The organism is Corynebacterium sp. 74A (assembly GCF_008930665.1).
In the GTDB taxonomy this organism is placed as follows: Bacteria; Actinomycetota; Actinomycetes; order Mycobacteriales; family Mycobacteriaceae; genus Corynebacterium; species Corynebacterium megadyptis.
Window position 1 is genome coordinate 71545 of the sequence record NZ_PQMG01000003.1, and the last position, 21720, is coordinate 93264.

The 21720-nt window shown below is 61.8% G+C and carries 14 protein-coding genes; 6 read left to right on the top strand and 8 right to left on the bottom strand.

The features are described 5' to 3' along the window. Positions 1-3 precede the first annotated feature (3 nt). From GBB11_RS05400 to GBB11_RS05410, 3 genes are all read right to left on the bottom strand, one after another. Positions 4-1158: a DNA repair exonuclease gene (locus GBB11_RS05400; RefSeq protein WP_151549084.1), complete on the bottom strand. Its 1155-nt coding sequence runs from the start codon at positions 1156-1158 to the stop codon at positions 4-6. Between the two features lie 72 nt (positions 1159-1230). Continuing rightward, positions 1231-2193, bottom strand: coding sequence for an SWIM zinc finger family protein (locus tag GBB11_RS11035; RefSeq protein WP_151549085.1), 963 nt, complete (start codon positions 2191-2193; stop codon positions 1231-1233). Between the two features lies 1 nt (position 2194). Continuing rightward, positions 2195-5275, bottom strand: a complete 3081-nt coding sequence (locus GBB11_RS05410; RefSeq protein WP_192796324.1) for a DEAD/DEAH box helicase — start codon at positions 5273-5275, stop codon at positions 2195-2197. A 490-nt stretch (positions 5276-5765) separates the two neighbouring features. Here GBB11_RS05410 and putP point away from each other — a divergent pair, with 490 nt between their 5' ends. The 3 genes from putP (at position 5766) to GBB11_RS05425 (ending at position 8651) form a co-directional block, all read left to right on the top strand. Beyond that, positions 5766-7334: a sodium/proline symporter PutP gene (putP, locus tag GBB11_RS05415; RefSeq protein ID WP_151549087.1), complete on the top strand. Its 1569-nt coding sequence runs from the start codon at positions 5766-5768 to the stop codon at positions 7332-7334. A gap of 203 nt (positions 7335-7537) precedes the next feature. After that, positions 7538-8146 carry an HNH endonuclease family protein gene (locus GBB11_RS05420; RefSeq protein ID WP_225979131.1) on the top strand — a complete coding sequence of 203 codons (609 nt, stop codon included), beginning with the start codon at positions 7538-7540 and terminating at the stop codon, positions 8144-8146. Positions 8147-8177: 31 nt separating this feature from the next. Next, positions 8178-8651, top strand: coding sequence for a DUF2269 domain-containing protein (locus GBB11_RS05425; RefSeq protein ID WP_151530002.1), 474 nt, complete (start codon positions 8178-8180; stop codon positions 8649-8651). Between the two features lie 230 nt (positions 8652-8881). Here the strand turns inward: GBB11_RS05425 and GBB11_RS05430 are convergent, their stop codons facing one another. Continuing rightward, on the bottom strand, positions 8882-10891 hold the full coding sequence (locus GBB11_RS05430) for a DEAD/DEAH box helicase (RefSeq protein WP_151549089.1): 2010 nt from the start codon (positions 10889-10891) through the stop codon (positions 8882-8884). 50 nt (positions 10892-10941) lie between these two features. Continuing rightward, a complete protein-coding gene (locus GBB11_RS05435) occupies positions 10942-12192 on the bottom strand; it encodes an MFS transporter (RefSeq protein ID WP_151549090.1) in 1251 nt (416 codons plus the stop codon). Positions 12193-12438: 246 nt separating this feature from the next. Between GBB11_RS05435 and GBB11_RS05440 the strand changes: the two genes are divergently transcribed. Then, a complete protein-coding gene (locus GBB11_RS05440) occupies positions 12439-12846 on the top strand; it encodes a hypothetical protein (protein ID WP_151549091.1) in 408 nt (135 codons plus the stop codon). Positions 12847-12876: 30 nt separating this feature from the next. On the opposite strand, the gene GBB11_RS05445 is transcribed toward GBB11_RS05440, so the two are convergent. The 3 genes from GBB11_RS05445 to GBB11_RS05455 form a co-directional block, all read right to left on the bottom strand. Next, positions 12877-13560, bottom strand: coding sequence for a hypothetical protein (locus GBB11_RS05445; RefSeq protein WP_151549092.1), 684 nt, complete (start codon positions 13558-13560; stop codon positions 12877-12879). 142 nt (positions 13561-13702) lie between these two features. Further along, on the bottom strand, positions 13703-14557 hold the full coding sequence (locus GBB11_RS05450; protein WP_192796325.1) for a (2Fe-2S)-binding protein: 855 nt from the start codon (positions 14555-14557) through the stop codon (positions 13703-13705). 5 nt (positions 14558-14562) lie between these two features. Beyond that, positions 14563-16164, bottom strand: coding sequence for a carboxylesterase/lipase family protein (locus tag GBB11_RS05455; RefSeq protein WP_151549094.1), 1602 nt, complete (start codon positions 16162-16164; stop codon positions 14563-14565). 348 nt (positions 16165-16512) lie between these two features. Between GBB11_RS05455 and GBB11_RS05460 the strand changes: the two genes are divergently transcribed. Both GBB11_RS05460 and GBB11_RS05465 read left to right on the top strand, forming a co-directional pair. Further along, positions 16513-17508, top strand: coding sequence for a hypothetical protein (locus tag GBB11_RS05460; RefSeq protein WP_151549095.1), 996 nt, complete (start codon positions 16513-16515; stop codon positions 17506-17508). Positions 17509-17818: 310 nt separating this feature from the next. After that, complete coding sequence (locus tag GBB11_RS05465) at positions 17819-21562, top strand: ABC transporter ATP-binding protein (protein ID WP_370513512.1); 3744 nt, start codon at positions 17819-17821, stop codon at positions 21560-21562. Positions 21563-21720: the final 158 nt, after the last annotated feature.

The window sequence follows — 21720 nt, forward strand, 5'->3', positions numbered from 1 at the left end:
GCCCTACTTCCGCTCAGAAACGATCAGCCGGTGCAGCAGCCCCACCGCGTCGCTCGCCGTGTCGTCTGTGTCTGCTTGTTCGATCAGGTCGGTCATCGCCGCCCCCACATATCCACCGAGCCCGAGATTCTCGAGCTCCTCCTCGGACGGGGCCAGCAGGAGGTTATAGGTGCGCTCGCGTCGATAAAGGGCGGCAAAGATACTCTCCAGGTCTGCCAGCTGCTCCTCGAGGTAGCGCATCGTATCGAGGGTTGCCGTGCCCACTAGGGCATATTTCACCACCGTGGTGGCCTTATCGGGATACTCCCGCAGGGCGCTAATGAAGGCCTCCGCATCCTCGTGGCTGGCTATGTCGTATTCGAGCGCATGCCACGTCCAGGTGCCGATGTGGTGCGGCTCGACCGTGACCTGCGAGGTGGAACCGGTGGCCTCGATGTCTACAACGAGAGCATTGCCGGAATCCTTCTCGCCGCCGCCGACGGTGGAGAAATCGCGATAATCGGTAACTTCTGGGCTGCCTGAGAACCACACGCGCCCCGTGGAGCCAAGCGAGGCGGTGGAGTGGGTATCGCCCAAGGCCAGATAATCAATCACCCGACGATCCACGGCACGCTCAACGGTGGCAAGGTCAATCGGGACGCTATCGTCGTCATTGCTGCGCGACTCCACTTGGCCGTGCCCCACGGCAATGCGCACGCTTCCGTCTTCTGCGGGCTCGAGATCCTCCAGAGCCTCGGCCACGATATCGGTGGAGACGCGCTTGCTGAGATAGGGGGCGCCGACGAGCTCGACGCCTGGGCGAATCTCGATAGGCGCGTTATCCCGGATCACATGGACATTGTCGATCGCGTCCGTGAACCGGAAAATATTATTGGCCACTAAGGGATCATGATTGCCCGGCAAGAGATACACTGGCACAGCTAAGTTGCGCAGCACTTCCATGGTGCGGCCGGTTGTTGTGGCATTGAGACTATTGGCGTCGAATACATCGCCGGCGACGACAATGAACTCGCAGTCCTGCTCGGTGGCAAGATCACCGAGCTTTTTAATGGCCGCGAGACGATCGGCATCAAAGCGACTATGCGCCTCAGCGGGAAGAAAACCCCGCTTCATTCCGATCTGCCAGTCCGAGGTGTGAATAAATCGTGTCCGTGTCATGCATTCATTGTTAGCAAAACTACCGGACACTGCACGATGCGCTGTTCGCTCCGATGTTCTACTGCGGCTGACTTAAGGGGAATCTGGGCTCGAAGAATCCTCGTTGTGCGTGAGGAAATAGTACATATCCTCGATATCTGTAATAGCCCGCAGCTCATCAATCGAGGTATAGGACACCGAGCGCATGGCGATGTGCAAGAGACTGAGATCGGAGTCGTCAAGGGCAGGCTCCACCTTCGGATCCGGCAAGGGAGGAAGCTGACCTCCCTGCCAAAACGCCGTGGCATCCACCTGCTGCTGGCGTTTCTGCGCGGTTGCGGGGCCAGATTCCGCCGCGCCAGCAGACTCATCAGGACTGCCGCTGCGATCTGTATCCTTCCCCCGCTCCGCCGGAGCGTCCGCTGCGGTATCCGCCGGAGCGTTCGCCGCCGCGTCCTGCTCAACCCGCCGCAGTACCGCCGCCTCGATCTCCTGTGGATCCCAGCCGCGCAGATCGAAGATGCGGTAGCTGCGGCGGGATATTTCTGCTGCGGCGGCATGGGCCACGGCCACGATGTGTTTACACACCGGATGGGAATCTGGGCACTCACATGTGCCCGTGATGCTGCGCGGGTCGGAAAAGCCGAGCAGGCGCTGCGCGCGACGATCCAGCTCACCCCTTAAGAATGCCGGCAGATAATCCGGCAGGGAGACAAGATAGTCCCACAATTCGCGCTGGTCGCGGCGCGCAATGGGAGCGAAGCGCAGCTGTACCTCGAAGGGCTCGGGCCGGGAGCCACGCACCTGTCCAGCGATCAGATTTTCGCTATAGCTGATCAGCGTCACCCGATCTTCGCGGGCATAGTCGCGGCCGCGCTGCTTGCGGCCCGGATCGGTGTCACGCTCGACAGAATCAACGATGAATCGGGAGACTATAGGCAGCCACTCGCGGTCGTCGTTGTTCTTGTCGGCGGTATCGGCGAGCTGCTGAGGGTCGTGCCGCTTCGCGCCAAAATTCGCATAAATGACGTTATCGCGTGAGGTATAGCGGGGCATATTAGTCCTCGTCCTCCTCGATGGTTCCGCGGTACGTCAACAGGGTCTCCAGATCCTCTTGGCTCAGCTCACTCACCCAGCCTTCGCCTTCCCCGACGATATCGCTGGCCAGCTGGATCTTGCCTTCGATAACATCCTGGATGGCTTCTTCCATGGTGCCTTCACACACCATCTTGTACACCGTCACATCCTTGCGCTGGCCGATCCGATAGGCGCGGTCCGTGGCCTGGTTTTCTACCGCCGGATTCCACCAGCGGTCCATATGCACCACAATATTGGCCGCAGTCAGATTCAGCCCGGTCCCGCCGGCTTTGAGGCTGAGCACCATAATCGGTGGGCCCTCCTCCGATTGGAACTCGGTGACCATCCGGTCGCGCCCCTTCTGCGACACCCCACCGTGAAGGAAGGGCACCTCCCGCCCGACGTGCTCGCTCAAGTAGGGCACGAGAATATCGCCAAAAGCACGATACTGGGTGAACACCAGCATCTTTTCCCCATTGTCGAGGGCGGCGTCGATAAGCTCCACGAGCCTGCCCACCTTACCGGAGCGGTGTACGCCCTGGTAGGTGATCGAAGAGCCATCGCCGAGGAAGTGCGCGGGGTGATTGCAGATTTGTTTAATGCGGGTCATGGCGGCGAGGATCATGCCGCGCCGCTTCATCGACGCGGTATCCTCCACCTCCTTTTTAATGCGATCCACATAGGACTTATATAAAGCCGCCTGCTCTTTACTCAGCAGCACGTGCAAGACGTTCTCGGTTTTATCGGGAAGATCGTCGATCACCGCTGGGTCGGTCTTTAGTCGCCGCAGGATGAAGGGGGCGGTGAGCCGGCGCAGCGCGTCTTTCATCTCCGGATCGTCATAGACCTCGATAGCGCGGGCAAAGTGATTCCGGAAGAAGGAGGCGCTGCCCAACATCCCGTAGTTGCAGAAATCCATCAGCGAATGGATCTCCGCCAAGCGGTTTTCGATCGGGGTACCCGTCAGCGCGATGCGATGCGCACTGGGAATCACTTTCGCCGCACGCGCCATGCGGGTAGAGGAGTTTTTGATCTGCTGTGCTTCATCCAGCACGAGATGCTGCCAGTGCAGCTCGCAGAATAATTCGACATCGCGAGAGAGCACCCCATAGCTGGTGATCACCAGATCGCACTGCTTCGCCTGGTGCACAAACTCTTCGCCTTTCGGCCGCTGTGAGCCGTGATAGACCATCACGGAGAGATCTGGGGTGAATTTCTGGGCCTCCCGCTGCCAATTCGACAGCACCGAGGTCGGCGCCACCACCATGGTGGGCGCCGTCGTGAGCCCCTCGTGCTTCTCTATCGCCAGCAGGGTGAGAAGCTGCAGAGTTTTACCCAAACCCATGTCATCGGCAAGCACCGCGCCCAGCTCATGGCGCGCCATCCAATACAGCCAATCCACGCCGCGGCGCTGATATTCCCGCAATGTGGCGTGCACGCTATCGGGAATTGTTAGGCGCACGGGGGTGGGAACGGGATCGGCGTCCGCGCTCATCAGCGAGCTAAACCAGTCGCTGCCACGGAATTCGATATAGCGTTGACCCGCAGTCTTCAGCGCCATCTCGCGCAGCGCCGCGGCCGAAAGATAATTCTCCTCCGCGAGATCGAGCTCATCGGCGCGGGGATCGTCTTTCTCCGCCGCGGGATCATTCGCGCTCACGCTATGGTTTTTCACCATCTCCACATAGGCGCGCACCCCGTCGAGGCTGCGGCTATCAGCCATCACCCACGACCCGCGCAGCTCAATCAAGCCGGAGGTGGACTCGATCAGACGCTGCGCTTCCTCCGGCTCCAGCTCCACCCCGCCCAGCGAGAGCGTCCAGTCATAGCTGAGCAGCTGATCCATGCCATAGGTGGAGGCAATAGTGAGATTCTGCACCTTGGAGGTATGCAGTTTGGCCGTGAGCTCATGCTCTCCCCACGACCGCGGCAGCATCACCGTATAGCCCGCGCTGCGGAGCTTCGGCACATCCTTATCCAGAAACTCCCCCAGCTGCTCTAGGGTGAGGAAACGATCCCAATCCCCGCGGGCGCCGGGCTCCTCGCCCCACGGATCATCCTGTTGTTGCTGCTCCACCTCGGGGCTGCCGAGGGTGCTTGCCACCTCGAGGAGTCGATTGTGATCATCGCGCAGCCTATTCGCGAAGGCGGCGTCGATAAGCTCGGCCTGTACCGGCAGAGGTGTATCCACCCCGAAACGCACCTGAATCCGCACCGGAAAGAGCAACTCTTCGGCGTCGGCGTCGGAGTCTGCGAGATCGGAATGGGTGGGGGCGTCTTCCACAATCACCATGAGCTCCACCCGGGAGCTATTGATAGAATCCTTCCACTCATTGAGTTTGCTCGCGAGCGTCGGACCGCCGCGACGCAGCGACTCGGAGTTAAGCAAGGTGCGCGAGAAGGTATGCAGCTCGCGGGAGCGGGGCTCATCAATAAAGTCCTGCAAAATATAGGAGGCAATCCAGTGCGGCAGCTCCTCGGCCATGTCATCGGCCACGGCGGCGCTGCCATTGGCGGTGAGCACCTGCGGAATCGCTAAGTGCATGCGTCCCATCCACACTCGCTCCCGCCCGGAGGGCAAGAGCTGCCATTGCGGCCACCAATGATCATCTGCCCAGCGAACCCGCAGCACCACCCGCCCGGCGCGCACGAACTGCTTCAGCCCCCGATAGAACTGAATGATCCACAGCAGATCGGGCGCTAATTGCGTGACGACGCTATCTCCCTGCTCCCCATCGAGCAGGCCGATCAGTTCCTCAATGATCTCCACGGCCTTCTCGGGATAGCAGCGGGCGACGGGAATGGGCAGCCGCACGCGCCGCCCTTTGGGCGTGCTCAAGTGCGCAGTGAAACGATGGCCAAAGTTGAGAGGGTGAACGAGCGCGAGAAGCTGCGGGCTAAAAGCGCCGGTGGGAAGCTGTTCGGGGATGAGGATTTTGTGCCCCTCCACTTGCTCGATCCACAGAATCAATCCGCTTTCGCGGTGCCAGAAACCGTGCACGAGATGCGTCACGTCCGTCCACCCTCCTTTCCTTAGTCCTCGTCCTTTTCCTGTGCTCATCACGATGGCGGCGGTGGTACATCCGCAGCCGCAGATCGTGTCGTTGCCGGATCAGCTTCTCAGCCCTAAGCGATCGATTCTAGTCCTTCTCCGCGCCGCGTGCGGCTGCGCCCAGCTGACACGGCCCGACGCTGCTGCGCACGTATATGGCGCTACCCGCAGCTCCTCCGGCTGGACAGCTCTCGTCCCCCTCATAAGAGCCTAGCGAGCAACCTGAATAAGACATGAGAGCACAACCTCTGTACTATCGGCCAACGCACAACGGCCACGTGGTGTATGTGGCAGCTACCCCGATGTTCGACGACAACGGTCTAAGTGGGCGCGCTGGTCTCCGCCCTAGGGTGTGAGTGGCGCGCTGAGATTGGGCTGTGCGCAGGCGAGTAATGCCGTGAAGAAGCGTCGAGGACGACGCCCCAGCCCTGTGCTGGTGCCTGCGCACAGGCATGACAAGCTGCGTAGCATCGGAGAAAACAAGAATGGAGTGCACGACTTGAGCGAAAATACTTGGTTTATTCTCGCGATCATCATCTACATGTTGGCGATGCTCGCGATTGGTTATTGGAGTTATAAGCAAACAGACGAATATGACGATTATGTGCTCGCTGGTCGCGGCCTGAATCCTTTCGTTGCCGCCCTCTCGGCGGGAGCGTCGGATATGTCCGGCTGGCTGCTCATGGGTTTGCCGGGCGCACTATTCCTCACCGGCTTCTCGGAGCTGTGGATCGCCATCGGCCTGTTGATCGGCTGCTGGGCGAACTGGACATGGGTGGCGCCGCGCCTGCGCTCCTATTCGGAGATCGCGAATAACTCGATTACGGTTCCAAGCTTCTTGGAAAACCGTGTGCAGGATAAGTCCCGCATCCTCCGTATTGTGTCCGCCGTGGTGATCATCCTCTTCTTCACCTTTTATGTCTCCTCCGGCATGGTCGCCGGCGGCAAGTACTTCGAGTCCACCTTCGGTGGCAGCTACCTAGACGGCATGCTCATCGTGGCAGCCGTGACGGTGGCCTATACCTTCATTGGTGGCTTCCTTGCTGTGTCCTACACCGATGCCGTGCAGGGCACCATCATGTTCGCCGCACTGATCGTGGTGCCGATCATGGCGCTGCTCGCCTTGGACGAGCCCACCAGCATCTTTACCTGGGCCGTCGAGCAGCCCTATGGCCCCTATGAGGCGGGTAATTCCTCCTATTTCAACATGATCTCTGGCGTCTCGATTACCGCGATCATCGGTAACCTCGCCTGGGGCTTGGGCTACTTCGGCCAGCCGCACGTGATTGTCCGCTTCATGGCGCTGCGCGCGCCCTATGAAGCTAAGGCCGGTCGCTGGATTGGTGTGGGCTGGATGCTGCTGTGCATCATCGGCGCGACCTTCGCAGCCTTGGTGGGAACTGCCTTCTTCGGCCAGGATCCCTCCATTCGGGTCACCGACCGCGAGGCCTTCGAAACGATCTTCCTGGACATGGGCCGGATTCTCTTCCACCCGCTTCTCGCCGGTCTGCTGCTGACCGCCGTGCTGGCAGCCATTATGTCCACCCTGTCCTCGCAGCTGCTGGTCACCTCCTCTGCTCTGATCGAGGATCTGACCAAGATCGTCTACAAGCGAAAGCTGCCGGACAATGTCTTGGTGAACCTCTCGCGCACCGCCGTGGTGGCCGTGGCCGTGATCGCCGCGGTGCTGGCCATCAACCCCTCCGACTCGATTCTGGGTCTGGTGGGCTTCGCATGGGCGGGCTTCGGTTCTGCCTTCGGCCCGATCATTCTCGCCTCTCTCTACTGGCGTCGACTCACCGCCGGCGGAGCGATTGCCGGCATGATCACCGGCGCGGTCGTCTCCTTCGCCTGGGGCATGTCGCCGCTGAGCGACACCCTCTACGAGATGGTGCCCGGCTTCCTCGCCGCCACCGTCGTGATGGCCGTGGTCTCGATCATGTCCAAGGGCCCCAGCCAGCAAGTGCTGGATGAATTCGACAGCGCGTCGAAGCTCGCCACCATCGCCGAGGAGCAGCCCAAGATGGACATCGAGACTGCCGCCGAGCAGCTCGAGACCAAGGGCTAAATCCTCTCGACCACACGCAAAGGGAACCTCATCGAGGTTCCCTTTCGTCATTGAGAGGTATGGATCTCTCTTCCCGCCGCGGCTGGTATACCCTTTTATGCTTATCGACGCTTCTCTGGCTTCTTATCGGCCTTGTAGCACGGGTGCCTGCGCATCCGCCCACCGAGCCGCAGCTGCCTGGATTACACAGCACACTGCCCAAGGTGAGCGTCGTCAAGACGCGTGCCCGTCACCCTGGATACCGGCGAGAATTCTTCGGGCCGGGCTGGCGGGCCCAGCCCAGCTTGGGCGCAGGCTGTACCACTCGGGATCGCGCGCTGCGCGCGGCGGGGGTGCAGGCGCCATGCTCGCGCGGGCTCCGCGGGGTGATTCAGGATCTCTATACCGGCGAGCGGATTGACGCGGCCGTCGATGAGCTCCAGATCGATCACGTATTTCCGCTCGCGGCCGCGTGGGATATGGGGGCGGCCACCTGGCCGCGGGCCAAAGCGGAGGACTTTGCCAATGATCCACTCAACGTGGTGGCTGTGAGCGCCGCCGCCAATCAAGATAAAAGCGATGCGCTGCCCGCGGCATGGATGCCTCCCTACCACCGGCATCGCTGCTGGTATTCCCAACGTCTCGCCGCTGTGGCGGCACGGTATCAGCTGGCGCTATCCCAGCCGGATATTACGCGCATGAAGCGCAGTTGCTGGGTTAGCGAAGTTCTAGGAGTTTCACTAAACTCGCAGTTTGCGCTGAGTTATCCGGTTGGACACCCACAGCGTGGCCAGCGCGGGCGGCCTCGGCGTGATGTTTCTACCACCCAGTAATAGTTCACCCCTTAGTGAAAGAGGACTCACCATTTCTACTGTGATGCTGGCACTCCACGTGCTCTCCGCCGTGCTCTTCTTGGGCCCGGTCACCGTGGCTGTATCGACCTTCCATGTGCAAGCAGCCCATGCACATAACGGCAACGATAAGGCCAAGGGTTCCGCCGCGCTGCTCTACCGGATCAGCAACACCTACGGCTTGCTCTCGCTGCTGGTGCCGCTGCTGGGCTTTGGCGTGATGTTCTCCAACCTCGACGCATGGATCAAGGAAGGGCTGCTGCACACGTCTATTCTGCTGTCCGTTATCGCATGGGCTGTGTTGTACTTCCTGATTCTGCCCCGTCAGAAGGCTATGGCTGCCGAACTGGGTATTCTCGACGCCGACGATATGCCGGAGAATGCCACCGTGCAGGATTGGGACAAGGCAAAGTCCCAGCTGTCGATGTTCGGCGGCATCTTCTCGCTGCTGTGGATCATCATCTTCGCTTTGATGATGACGATGTAGCGGCACGCTTTATACTGCCTCCTCGCTGCCCCGTGGCAGCGAGGTTTTTTATGTCTCTGTACCGCCACTGTTGTAGCGGCGCGGCTCGGCGGGCGGGCGGTGTGGCGGCTCGGCGACGCAGCGGGCGGCATGTGCGAGAGCCCCATTCAGTCGCCACAAGAGAAAACACCACCTCGCCGGAAGATCCAGCGAGGTGGTGTGGTGTGTGAGCCCTGAAAGCTCAGAAAGGATTAGTAGCGATCGTCCCGGCGACGGAAGCTGCCACGGCGGTCGCCGCGGTCTCCCCTATCGCGACGGTCGAAGCCACGGCCACCACGGCCGCCATCACGGCCACCGCGATCGCCACGATCGAAGCGCCGACCGCCATCGCGACCACCACGGCCACCGAAACCACGGCCACCGCCGCGACCACCACGGTCGCCATAGCCGCGCTCCAAGGAGGCGTCGGGGGCCGACTCGATATTGATCAGCTGGCCGGAAATGCGGGTATCTTCCAGCCGGTCGAACACATCGCGAGGCAGGTCCTTGGGCAGCTCGACTAGGGTGTGATCCACATTGATCACGATCCGGCCGAAGTCCTTGGAATTGAGCCCGCCTTCGTTTGCCAGCGCGCCCACGATGGAACCGGGACGCACATGCTGCCGCTTACCCACGGCGAGGCGATAGATGCTCATGTTTTGATTCGAACGCTCGAAACGACCACCGCGGTCGCCGCGGTCACGGCCCCCACGATCGAAGTCGCGGTCGCGACGATCGGAGCGGTCCTTACGCTTGTCGCGCGGCGGCTCCTTCATCAAGAACTCGTCGCTGGCCTGAGCCTGCGTTGCCAATGCCGCCGCGATATCCACCATCGGAATATCGTGCTCATCAGAGTATGTCTGCACCAAGGAACGGAAGATATTGACCTGAGAGTCTTCCAGCGCCTCAGTGATGGAATCGGCGAACTTCTCCTTGCGGGATTCATTCACCTCATCAACGGTCGGCAGATCCATTTCGTTCAGCGGCGCGTTAGTTGCGCGCTCGATGGATCGCAGCATGCGGCGCTCACGCGGGGTGACGAAGAGAATAGCCTCGCCGGAGCGACCGGCACGGCCGGTACGGCCAATGCGGTGCACATAGGACTCGGTATCGTGTGGGATGTCGTAGTTTAGCACGTGGCTGATACGTTCCACATCCAAACCGCGGGCAGCCACGTCGGTGGCCACGAGAATATCGAGGCGACCATCCTTGAGCTGGTCCACGGTACGCTCGCGCTGGGCCTGCGGAATATCGCCGTTGATGGCCTGCGCAGAGAACCCGCGAGCACGCAGCTTTTCGGCGAGTTCCTCTGTCTCGAACTTGGTGCGCACAAACATGATCATCGCTTCAAACTCGGTGACCTCGAGGATACGGGTCAGAGCATCGAGCTTGTTCCGGTGCGCCACCATCAGATAGCGCTGGTTGATATTGGTGTTGGTGCGGCTGGTCGAACGGACGGTGATTTCCTGCGGCTCATTGAGATACTGCTGGGAAATCTTTCGAATGCCATTCGGCATCGTGGCCGAAAACAGTGCCACCTGCTTGTCTGCAGGGGTGTCGGCCAGGATGCGCTCGACATCCTCCTGGAAGCCCATTTGCAGCATCTCATCGGCCTCGTCGAGCACGAGGTAGCGCAGACCGGAGATATCCAGCGAGCCCTTCTGCAGGTGGTCGATCACACGACCCGGGGTACCCACAACGATGTGTGCACCGCGGCGCAGGCCCGACAACTGAATGCCATAGGACTGTCCACCATAGATCGGCAGCACGTTAATGCCGCCGAGGTGATCGGCGAAGGACTGGAAGGAGTCAGCAACCTGCAGCGCGAGCTCGCGCGTCGGTGCCAATACCAGTGCCTGCGGAGAGCGCTCGTCCTTGTTGATGCGCGCCAAAATAGGCAGCGCAAAGGCGGCGGTCTTGCCGGTACCCGTCTGGGCGAGGCCTACGACATCGTGGCCTCCCATGAGAACGGGAATGGTTTGTTCTTGAATAGGGGACGGCGTTTCAAAGCCAACCTTGGTGACTGCCTCCAACACATCTGAGGGTAAGTCCAAGCTTTCAAAGCCGGTGGGTGAGCCGGTGTCCTCAGAAGTGTTCGCATCCCTGGTGCTGTGCTGATCGGCAGACTGTGCTGCCGCACCTTGCGAAGTATCCTGAGAGTCCGACGAAACGATATGATCCGGACTGTCCACGTCTCCGGTGACGTTATCGGTGTTACTCATTGCCCCACCACGTTACGCTGCGCGGCGGTGCATAGCCAATTGCAAAGGGCTTATCCCTTCCTACAAGGGCTTTCAGCGGCGGTGTCATCGCGGGGTTCAAGGGACTCACGCGCTCCCAGCCACACCACTGCGGCGGCTAATCCAATTAGCCCGCAGGAGGCGAAGGCCCAGCCATAGCCGGCCCAGCCCGCGAGCGCACCCACCACAATCGGGCCGGTGATCGTCCCGAAATCTTGGGCCATTTGGAAGTTGGCGAGGACGCGGCCACCGGAACGCTCCCGCCCCACCACATCGGCCAGCGCCGCCTGCTGAGCGGGATTGAGGCAGCCCGCCCCGAAACCGGCGAAGACGGAGACGGTCAGCAGCGTGATCGGCTCATGAGTCAGACCAATGCTGGCCGTAAACACCGCATTAATCACCAACCCCGTAATCACCAGGGGCTTGCGCCCCCATTGATCGGACAATCGCCCAGAAAATTGCAGGGCGAGCGCGTTGCCTGCGGCGAAGAAGGCGAGCGCAATACCGGCGACGGCACCTGCTTGGTGGAACATCGCGGCGGAAAAGAGAGGGATGATGGCCACGCGCACGCCGAAGTTGGACCAGCCATTGGCGAAGGCGGAGACCAACGCTGCCCGATAGGCGGAATCACGCCACGCCTCGGAGAAGGTCATCGGGGCCAAGCTATTCGTGTTCTCATAGGAGCCCATCGCCTCGGCAGAGAGCATCACATACACCACTGCCGCGGCCAGCAGCACGGTGGCGCCATAGATGAAAAATGGTGCGCGCATGCCCATAAAGGACAAGGCGGCGCCCACCACCGGGCCGACGATATTGCCCACGAGGAAACCGGTGGCATAGATAGACGACGCCTTGCCGCGCACCTCGGGCGGCGCCATGCGCACAATCAGCCCCATGGCCGAAACCGTGAACATGGTCGAGCCAATACCGCCGATACCGCGCAGCACCAGGATCTGCCAATAGTCACTCACCGCGCCGACGAGACCCGTGGTAATTGCCACGGTGATCAGACCGGTGAGATAGACCTTGCGGGAGCCCAGGCGATCAATTGCCCGCCCTGAAACTGGGGCGAAGAGAAGCCGCGATCCCGCAAACACGGAGACGACGGCACTCGCCGCAGCGAGGGAGACATCAAAGCTGCGGGCGAATTGCGGGATGATCGGCGCCACGATGCCGAAACCGACGGCAATAATAAACGCCGCCACGACGAGCGCCCAGATCTCCTTGGGCAGCGGCGGGACAGGACGCTTCTGCCTATCCCGCGTGTGTGCTGGTCGACGCATCACGCGCCTCACTCCTCCTTCGATACCCCACCCCAACCTTTCGAACATGTGTTCACCTCTGGCGTGGGAGTGTCTCAGCCGCTGTTTAGAATGCGGGCCATGCGAAACATTAACAGCAACACTAAGCCCCATTTCTTTAATCCCGCACAGCGTTATAGCAGCTCCAGCCGCACTGGGCAGCGGCCAGTATCCACTGCTACAGCATTAGCCTTAATCAGGCGTGACCATCCCGACATCGTGGAGCGGGTGACATCCACGATCCATCACCCTCGCTCTTTAGCGCGCACCCCCAGTACGTGGCGGCCACCAACACTCACCCTTCCCGCGGTGGACATCGCCGGCGTTCCCGAATTGAAGCTGAATATCACCCGCTATCGGGCGAACCCAGCCATGGCGGCAGCGCTCGCCCAGGGAGCGCACTCCTCCACTCCGGCGTATGCCGTGATCGCGCGCTTTACGAATCCTCGCGGCGATAGCGTTCCAGCCAGCGTGAGCGAGGCGTGGATGCGCTCATTCATCCCCGAGGAGGCGTCATCGATGGTGCACGAGATCCTCACACCCACTGCCCCCACATACTGCTGGGTCGTCGACAGCACCTATACACCACTGCCCTCGCCGGTGTCCTTTTTTGTCCAACACACCAGCGCCGCCTAAAGCGAGCGGCGCTGCCGTCGGCATGACTACCTAGCTGTCGTCCTCGTCGAGGTCGAAATACTCTTCGTCCTCGGTGTCATAGAGTCCGCCGAGTGCGGCGCGCCGCTGGGCGGCATCGTGATCGTCCTCATCGATGGGTGCGAGCTGATCCTCCCAGTCCTCGGCTTGATCCGCGGCGAGGCTGATGACATCGAAAAGACGGTCATAGTCAGTGAAGGAGCCGAGGCTGAGGATTTCGTCATCCCACGCCTCATCATCGTCTCCGAGGGCGATGAACTCCACCGTTGCCGTGGGCACGCCCTCGTCGAGGTCCACGCGGACGAGGATCTCGGAGTTGGCTGCCACCTCGGCGCGCACGGTGTGGGCGTCGTCCTCGTCTTGGAAGAAATCCAGATCCGCAATGCGATCATCGGTGCCGCTGAGCACATCCCGCAGGATGGTGACCACCTGGTCGGTGGCAATATGCTCGCTCACGGTGGCAACGGCATCCTCTACCGAGAACACCACCGCCACCAAGACGGCCTCGAAATCCTCATCTTCCTCATCCACATCGGCGGCAGCAATGTAGACATTGGCGGCAGGAAAGTCAGGGTCGATGTCCACAAAGTGGATCTCCACCTCGGAGGTGATCGGCACAAAGAGAGTGCAGTCGTGAGCACGCGACTCGATGCCCGCATCGTCTAGTGCCGCTGCAATATCCTCTAAGAAACTCATGGAGGCAGGCTTTCCTTCCACATAGATGGTTACGTGACACCCCGCCACGAGCGGCGGGGCTGCCGCTCTACAGCCTAGTTGGCCCGCCGCAGAATCGCCGCAGGGTGCTTCATGGATACTGGGGCGGCACGCGAGAGGTGTCTTAGAAGCTGGCGAGCGCCGCACACTGCTGTGCCATGCGTTCGCGCTTGATATCGGGTTTTTGTTTAGGGCACGACACGCACACACCGCAGCCAGGAGAGTGAAAAATCATGCAGCACGTCAGCCGTTTAGTGCTCAGCACCACATCATCATCGGGCTCATCCTCGCGAAGGGCCATCTGCAAATCGCTGGGGCGAAACTCCCCATCGACATAGTCGAAGAAGCGCGGTTCCACCACGCGGGCGCGATCCTGCAGCTTTGCGCGCATCCCCTCCAGCACCGCCAGACAAGCGGCGATGCCCTCATAGGGGGCGAAAGCCTCATTACCCGCTGTGGCTGCCGCCATGGATACCGCATCGCTGACCACCGCCCATAACGCGGCGACAGAGACATCCGTGATCTCCGCGAGACCGCCCACAATCGGCTCGAAAAGCTCCGCCCATCCCGCCCCGAGCTGCCGGTAGCTATCTGCGGAGGGGTCGAGCACATGGTTCGGGTGGTAGCCGTACCAAAAACCCGCGCCATGGCCGGTGGGGGTATGCACGAACATGGTGGCTGGATGCTCCGCATCGCAGATCGCCACGAGGTCGTGATCGAGGGCGAGCATCATTGTCGGCTCAATGAGAGTGGTGACGAAACTGTGAAACCACAGCTGTGCACAGTGTTTATCCTCGTCCATGGGAAAAAGCTCATGAGTGGCGGCGATGGCCTGGCACAGACGGTCCACGAGGGCGGCGTCGATAAGCTGCGTGGAAAGTAACTGCTCCGAGTCCTCATTCAATGGCACTAGGGCCTGGCTGAAGCGGGGATGCTCGTGGATCAGCAGCGACCAGTGCGACGCAGGGCTAAAACTCATCTTCCTCATTCCTCCTGAGACGCCGGGCGTTGGGCAGTGCGGGGCAGAATCGACTCGAGTAGCGCGAGCGTCTTTGCCACCCGGGTGGGACTGGTGAGATCGGGCTCATCACTTCCCCACTGCCGCAGATCATAATTATCCCACGCTTGACGACGCTGCGAGCGTGGATCATAGACAACCGTCGATGCGGTGTCGAAGATTCTGGTGGCCCGGCGCGGCATGCGGTCCGCCACTGCGGCGCGGTAGCGCGGCCATCCCGAACCGACTTGGGAGTGGTGAATGAAGTTGCCCCAATAGGCCTGCAACTCGGTAGTGAGTGCCGCAAACTCGGCGGCGCCTCCGAGCTTATTGAGCCCAGAGACGCGCGATGCCTCCATATCGCCGAAGACGGCGGTGAGTTCGAGTGAATGCATGGCCCCGATGCCGAGGCGGCGCAGCGCCGCGGGGGCGAAGTCGAATCGATACATCCAGGTGTCCGCGATACGCGCATGGGCCTCGGCGAGCCGCACCGAAGGCACCCAAAACACAGCATCGGTAAGCAGGTCCGCAAAATCCTCGCGGCTAAACGCGGCCGAGTACTCGCGCAGCACCTCGTGGGCGCGTTCGGTGTCGAATGCGGTGAGTATGCGGTGCGCCGAACGCGAGCGCGCGGACTCGCGAACGTAGAGGGCCTTGGCTACAGAGGCTTCGTCATTATTCGTACCGATCAAAAGCGGTACCGGAGCCTGGCGCCCCTGCTCGAAGGCATCCAGCGGGTGCTGCGGCAGCACGTGGCCGTCCACCACCGGACCATAGGGCGAGTTGAGATTGAGCATGTCGCGCAAGCGCAATTGGGACAGGCTGCCGGCGCGCACCAGATCGGCGGGCGGCAGCGCCCGGAGCACGGACATATCGGCGAGGTCGTGCAGTTTCAGATTGTCGACCAGCGCCCGCGCCCAGCGCCGCGACTGCTCTTGGGAGTGAAACGAGGCCGCCGGCGCGGACTGGGCAATAGCCTTGTGAAATAACCCTCGCGCTGCCGGAGAGGCCAGCAGCGAAATCACGCTCGCCGCCCCCGCGGATTCGCCCATGATGGCAATGTTGCTGCTATCGCCACCGAAGGCAGCGATATTCTTTTTCACCCAGCGTAACGCCGCCAGTTGATCGTGCATCGCCGGGGTGGGCACGCATTGGCCGCCGATCTCCGATAAGTCGAGATAGCCGAACACCCCCAGCCGGAAGTTCAAAGACACGTAGACCACATTCAGGGCGCGCACAAAGTTATGCCCGCGCAGCATGGTTTCATGCGAGGAGCCCACCAAGTAAGAACCGCCGTGAAAATACACCACCACCGGCAGCTGCTCATCGGTATCTGGGCGCACAATATCGAGGTTGAGGCAGTCTGGCCCGCCCGCCAATTTCGTTCCCCACAAACTGGCCGGCTGCCACGCCTTGGCACCATATTCGGTGCAGTCTTTCACTCGGGACCACGGTTCGACGGGATGGGGCACCCGCCAGCGGCGTTCGCCGTCGACAAGCCCCGCATAGGGCACTCCTCGCCACGTCAGCAGTCCGGAGCGCGCCACTCCTTTGACATAACCAGCGGTGGTTCGGACCAGCGTTTCCATATCCTCCACGGTAGTTGCTCCGCGTAGTCAGTGCGGGCTACTACGCAGCAGAGTTCTTGCGGCCCCGCCGGCGCGCAGCTATTCGATACTAGGCGCGTGTGGAGAAGAGATCACAGCGGGTGCGGCAGGCCCGTGCGGACTATTAATAATGCGCAGGTGTCGTTTAGTGTTATCTATATCCGGCGGTGCAGTACAACCACTACACTGGACAACAATGCCCACCAGCCCTAATACACAGCGCCCTCGCCAGAATGAGGCCGCACGGGGCAGGCATTCCTAGCACTCAGATAATTCCGTATCGCCGATTATTTTCCCCATTATGAATTTCTACTAAGGAGATCTCTTACTATGTCTCAATCCAGCTCGCACGAACCGACTTATGACATCACTGATGCATTGGGATCTGATCCCGAAACCTTGCACGAGCGCACCGGAGCATCCGGCAAGCTGCTCATTAAGGCCCTGAACCATGTGGTGAAGATGCAGGCGTCTTCTATCACCAGCTATGTGAACTGGCTGCGCAAGCGCAACCCAGAGGCCAGCCCGGCTGATATTCAGAAGATACTGGACCAGCACATCACCTATCTGGCCACCGGCTCCGGGGCCTCTGCCGGCATGGCCGCTGCCGTCCCGGGCATCGGTTTTATCACCGGCGCCGCCGCCGTAGGCGCGGAATCGCTGGTATTTCTCGACGCCGCCGCCTTCTACACCATGGCCTCGGCCTACCTGCGCGGCGCGGATATCTCCGATCCCCAGCGTCGAGAAGCGCTCATTCTCGTGGTGATCATGGGGTCCTCCGGCACCGCCCTCGTCGATGCAGCCGTGGGCGATCTGGGCGTTGAGGGAGGCAGCTCGACGATCTCTACCCTCTCCCGCTTCTCCGGTCCGTCGATGAGCAAGATTAATAACCGCCTGCTCAAGCAGGCGTTGAAGCAGACCAATAAGCGACTGCGCGCCGCGTGGATCGGCAAGGTTATGCCCTTGGGTATTGGCGCTGTGATCGGCACCGTCGCCAACCGCAAGCTGGCCAAGAAGCTCATCGGCAACACCTATGACTCCTTGGGCTCGGCACCGACGGAGTTCCCCTCCCTCCTGCCTGCCCTCGAGGAGATCAAGGATGAGGACGTCAGCTCCATGGACAAGGAAGTCACCGACGCCGTCACCAAGGCCCACCAGAACGAGAGCCTGGCTGCCCGCAGCTGGGAGTTTGTCAGCTCCACCGCCAGCAACGTCGGCAGCAGCGTCGCTGGTGCCGCCCACGGGGTTGCTGGAGGCGTGTCCGGTGCAGTGCGTAAACTTCCTTTCGTACCGAAGAAGAAGGACGCCACCGACGGCGAGGCCTAACCTCGTGCGCTAAAAAGCACCCAACGGTGCACCGCTGCCCCTCGGGGCAGCACTCGGCCCCGCCACCTGTGCTCGCCCACCGCTTCATGCGGTCGACGCAGGTGGCGGGGTTTTCCTGCATCGACAGCTCGAGCCCGCCAAGGGTGATACACAACTAGATCGGCATATAGAGCTAAGGAGGAGTAGAACTGTGACCGCTTCGCAGTCCGCGCACTCTGAGACGGAGCGCGCCGGTATCACCGAGCGCGGCAGCTCCCGCACCTCCTCAGCTCAGCACCCGTCCACTAAGTCCCAGCGTGGCTTTCCGGCCCTGCAACGGCTGCTCAGTACCGCCTGGGAGCTGAAGTCGGTCAGCCTCTTTGCCATCGTCTGCACCCTCGCCGAGGTTGTGGCCGAACTCAGCGTGCCCCTGCTGACCGGTAGCGCGGTGGATATCGCCACGGGCTCACGCGAGGCCACCTCGTGGACGGAGTTCGTCCACCGCTCCGGCATCTTCTCCCCCTTCGGCGTATCCGGAAGCGCCGATGCGCTGCGGATCGTGGTGATCTCGCTCATCCTTGCCGCCCTCATTCGGTTCGTCTTTCAAGCGGGGCGCCGCTACTCCGCGGGCAGGCTATCCATCTCCGTTCAGCACCTGCTGCGCATACGTATTCTCTCCACACTTTCTCGCCTCGACGGCCCTGGCCATGACCGCATCCGCACCGGCGAGGTGGTCTCGCGCTCTATCTCGGATCTCAACCAGATCCAGGGTATTTTAGCCATGACCCCCTTGGCGCTGGGTTCGCTACTCAAAATCCTTGCCGAGCTCGCCGTCATGCTCTGGCTTTCTCCCCTGCTGGCGCTGGTGGCGGTGATATCGCTGCCGGTGGTGATCGTGGCTGCGGCGGTGTCGCGGCGCCCGCTCTACGCCGCCACCTGGACCGCACAACAGCAAGCCGCCGAGGTGGCGAGCCACGTGGAGGAAACCGTCAGCGGTATTCGCGTGGTCAAAGCCTTCACCCAGGAAGACCGCGAGAGTACTACTCTCGCCGATGCCAGCCGCCGGCTTTTTGCCCTGCGCATGCGCGTCGCCCGTCTCACCGCCCGCAGCATCCCTTTTATTGAACGCCTCCCGCAGATCGCGTTAGTGGCCAATGTCGCCCTCGGCGGTCTCTTAGTGCTCAACGGCACGATCACCCTCGGCGTCTTTGTCACCTTCTCCTCCTACCTGGTCTCCCTCACCGGCCTCGCCCGCGTCTCCTCCGGCATGCTCATGCGCATCTACATGGGCTTTTCCTCGGTGGAACGCGTGTTTGATGTTCTCGACCAGCGCCCCGCACTGCCCGATCCCGCCCATCCCGAGTCCCTGCCCGCCAGCCGTCTCGGCCTCGACGTGCACAATGTGCACTTCAGCCAGCCGGAGAGTGGCCGCGCCGTGCTCAACGGCATGTCGCTGCGCATTCCCCCTGGCACCCGCATGGCCATGGTGGGCCCCGGCGGCTCTGGGAAAACGATGCTCACCCAGCTCGTGGGCCGTTTCTACGATCCCGACGAGGGCAGTATTGCGCTTATCGACGCCACCTCCCAGCGTTATGACCTGCGCGATATTCGCCGCGCCGAGCTGCGTGAGCGGGTAGCCATCGTCTTCGACGACCCCTTCTTGTTCTCGGATTCCATCCGCAACAACATCACCGTCGGGGCGGATATCTCGGAGGAGGAGCTCCGCACCGCCCTCGAGGCCTCCTGCGCCGCTGAGTTCGTTGCTGAGCTCGACAACGGCCTCGACACCGTCTTAGGAGAGCGCGGCCTCGATCTCTCTGGGGGGCAGCGCCAGCGCATCGCCCTCGCCCGGGCCTTGGCGCGGGGCGCGGATGTGGTGGTGCTCGACGACGCCACCTCTGCCATTGACGCCATCACAGAGGCAGCGATCTACGCGGGCATTCGCCGCCACTACCCCGACCTGACGATCCTCGCTATCGCCCACCGCGCCTCCACCCTAGAGCTCACCGACACGGTGACTCTTGTGGATGAAGGCCGCGTCACTGCCTGCGGCAGCCTGGAGGAGATCTCAGCGAATCACGACTTCGCGCACTTGATGGATCTCAGCTTCCAACAGCGCCCTAGCGAAGAGGAGCCCGTGCCCTTCGACTCGGAGGTCCGGCCCAGCGATGAGCAGCTCTGGCCTGCAGAGCCGGTGGGGCGGCGGCCGCACGAGCGCGGCACGATTGCTAAGTCTCAGGCCACCGCTATTAGCGGCCGCGGGGCGCTGATGTCGCAGCCGCTCAATGATCGCCTCGCCGCCGATATCGCACGGCTACCCGAGGCTACCGAGCAGCCTCAGCTCACCGTGTCGAATACCGAGGAGGGTTTTAGCCTGAAGCGGCTGTTTCGCCCCGTGCGCGGTCTCATCCTCACCAGCATTGTGCTGCTGGTGATGGGGGTGCTCGCCGATATCGCCCTGCCCACCCTCATCCGCTATGCCATCGACCGCGGCATCAGCGAGAACAACCTACGCATGCTGGTACTCATGGCGCTTGCCGGACTGGCGATCATCCTGCTCAGCTGGGCGGCGGCGGTGGCCCAAACCATCATCACCGCCCGCACGGGCGAGCGCCTGCTCTACGGGTTACGCGTGCGTTCCTTCCGCCACATCCTGCGGCTGTCCATGGACTTTTTCGAACGCACCCTCTCGGGCAAGATCATGACCCGCATGACCACCGATATCGATGCACTGAGCTCTTTTCTCCAAACTGGACTGGCACAGACCGTGGTGGCGTTGAGCACGCTGGTGGGTATCTCCGTGATGCTTCTGGCCACCGATGTCCAGCTCTCGCTGCTGGCCTTCTGCGCGCTGCCGATCGTCGCAGTGGCCACCGTGGTTTTTCGCCGCATCTCCTCCCGACTTTATCGCCGCAGCCGGGAACAGATATCGGCAGTCAACGCCGAGTTTCAGGAATCGGTGGGAGCATTACGCACCAGCCAGATGCACGGCGCCGTGGATCGCAGCCTCGCGGAGTTCACGGCCGCAGCAGCGAAATACAAGCGGCTGCGCATCGCCTCCCACACCGCCGTTTCTCTTTATTTCCCCGGCATTAATGCCATCTCGCAGCTCACCCAAGCGGCCGTGGTGGGTTGGGGCGCCACGATGGTGCTCGAGGGGGAGATTTCTGCGGGCGTGCTCGTTGCCTTCGTCATGTATCTCAGCGCTCTCTTCGGCCCGATCCAACAGCTCTCCCAAGTCTTCGACAGCTATCAACAGGCCTCGGTGGGCTTCAACCGCATCCGCGATTTGCTCACCACCCAGCCCAGCGTGGTGTCCACGGGCACGCGGGACGACGCCGCCCACGCCGCCAGCGGCGCCTTGGCCCTCGATAATGTCAGCTTCAGCTATGGCCCAGATACCCCTGCGGTCACCGAGCATCTATCCTTCGAGCTCGCCCCCGGGAGCACGGTGGCGGTGGTGGGCCAGACTGGGGCGGGCAAGTCCACCATCATCAAACTCGCTGCCCGCTTCTACGACCCTGCCTCCGGCGCGGTGCGCGCCCGCGGGATAGACATCCGCGACTTTCCGCTCGCCGCATGGCGGGGCCAAATCGGCATGGTCCCCCAAGAGGCGCACCTTTTTAGCGGCACCATCGCTGAGAACATCGCCTATGGCCGCCCCGAGGCCACCCGCGCTGAGATCACCGATGCTGCCGCTCGTGTCGGGGCGCTAAGCGCAATCGCCAGCATCCCCGGCGGATTCCGCGCCCCTCTCGGGGAAAAGGGCCGCGGCTTGTCCTCGGGCCAACGCCAGCTCGTTGCGCTCGCCCGCGCCGAGCTGACCCGACCGTCCCTGCTGCTTCTCGACGAGGCCACCGCCACCGTGGATCCCGCCACGGAAAACACCATTCTGCAGGCCTCAGACCGCGTCACGGACGCCCGCACCAGCGTGGTCGTGGCCCATCGCTTGAACACCGCCGCGCGGGCGGATCGAATCATTGTGATGGATCATGGCCGCATCATCGAGGACGGCACCCACGAGAACTTACTCAACCAAAAGGGAACCTATTGGCGCATGTGGACTTCCTCTTAGGAGGGTGTACTCGGCGCCAGGAGTGGTTAACCCGCTCACACCCGCGACCATGGTGGTCAGATCTCGCACGAGAGGTGCGTAATTTCTGCCCAGATTTAGGCGACAAAAGGGGTGGACCACCGTTAGTCTGGTCCAATACCACTAAACTGTGTATGAAT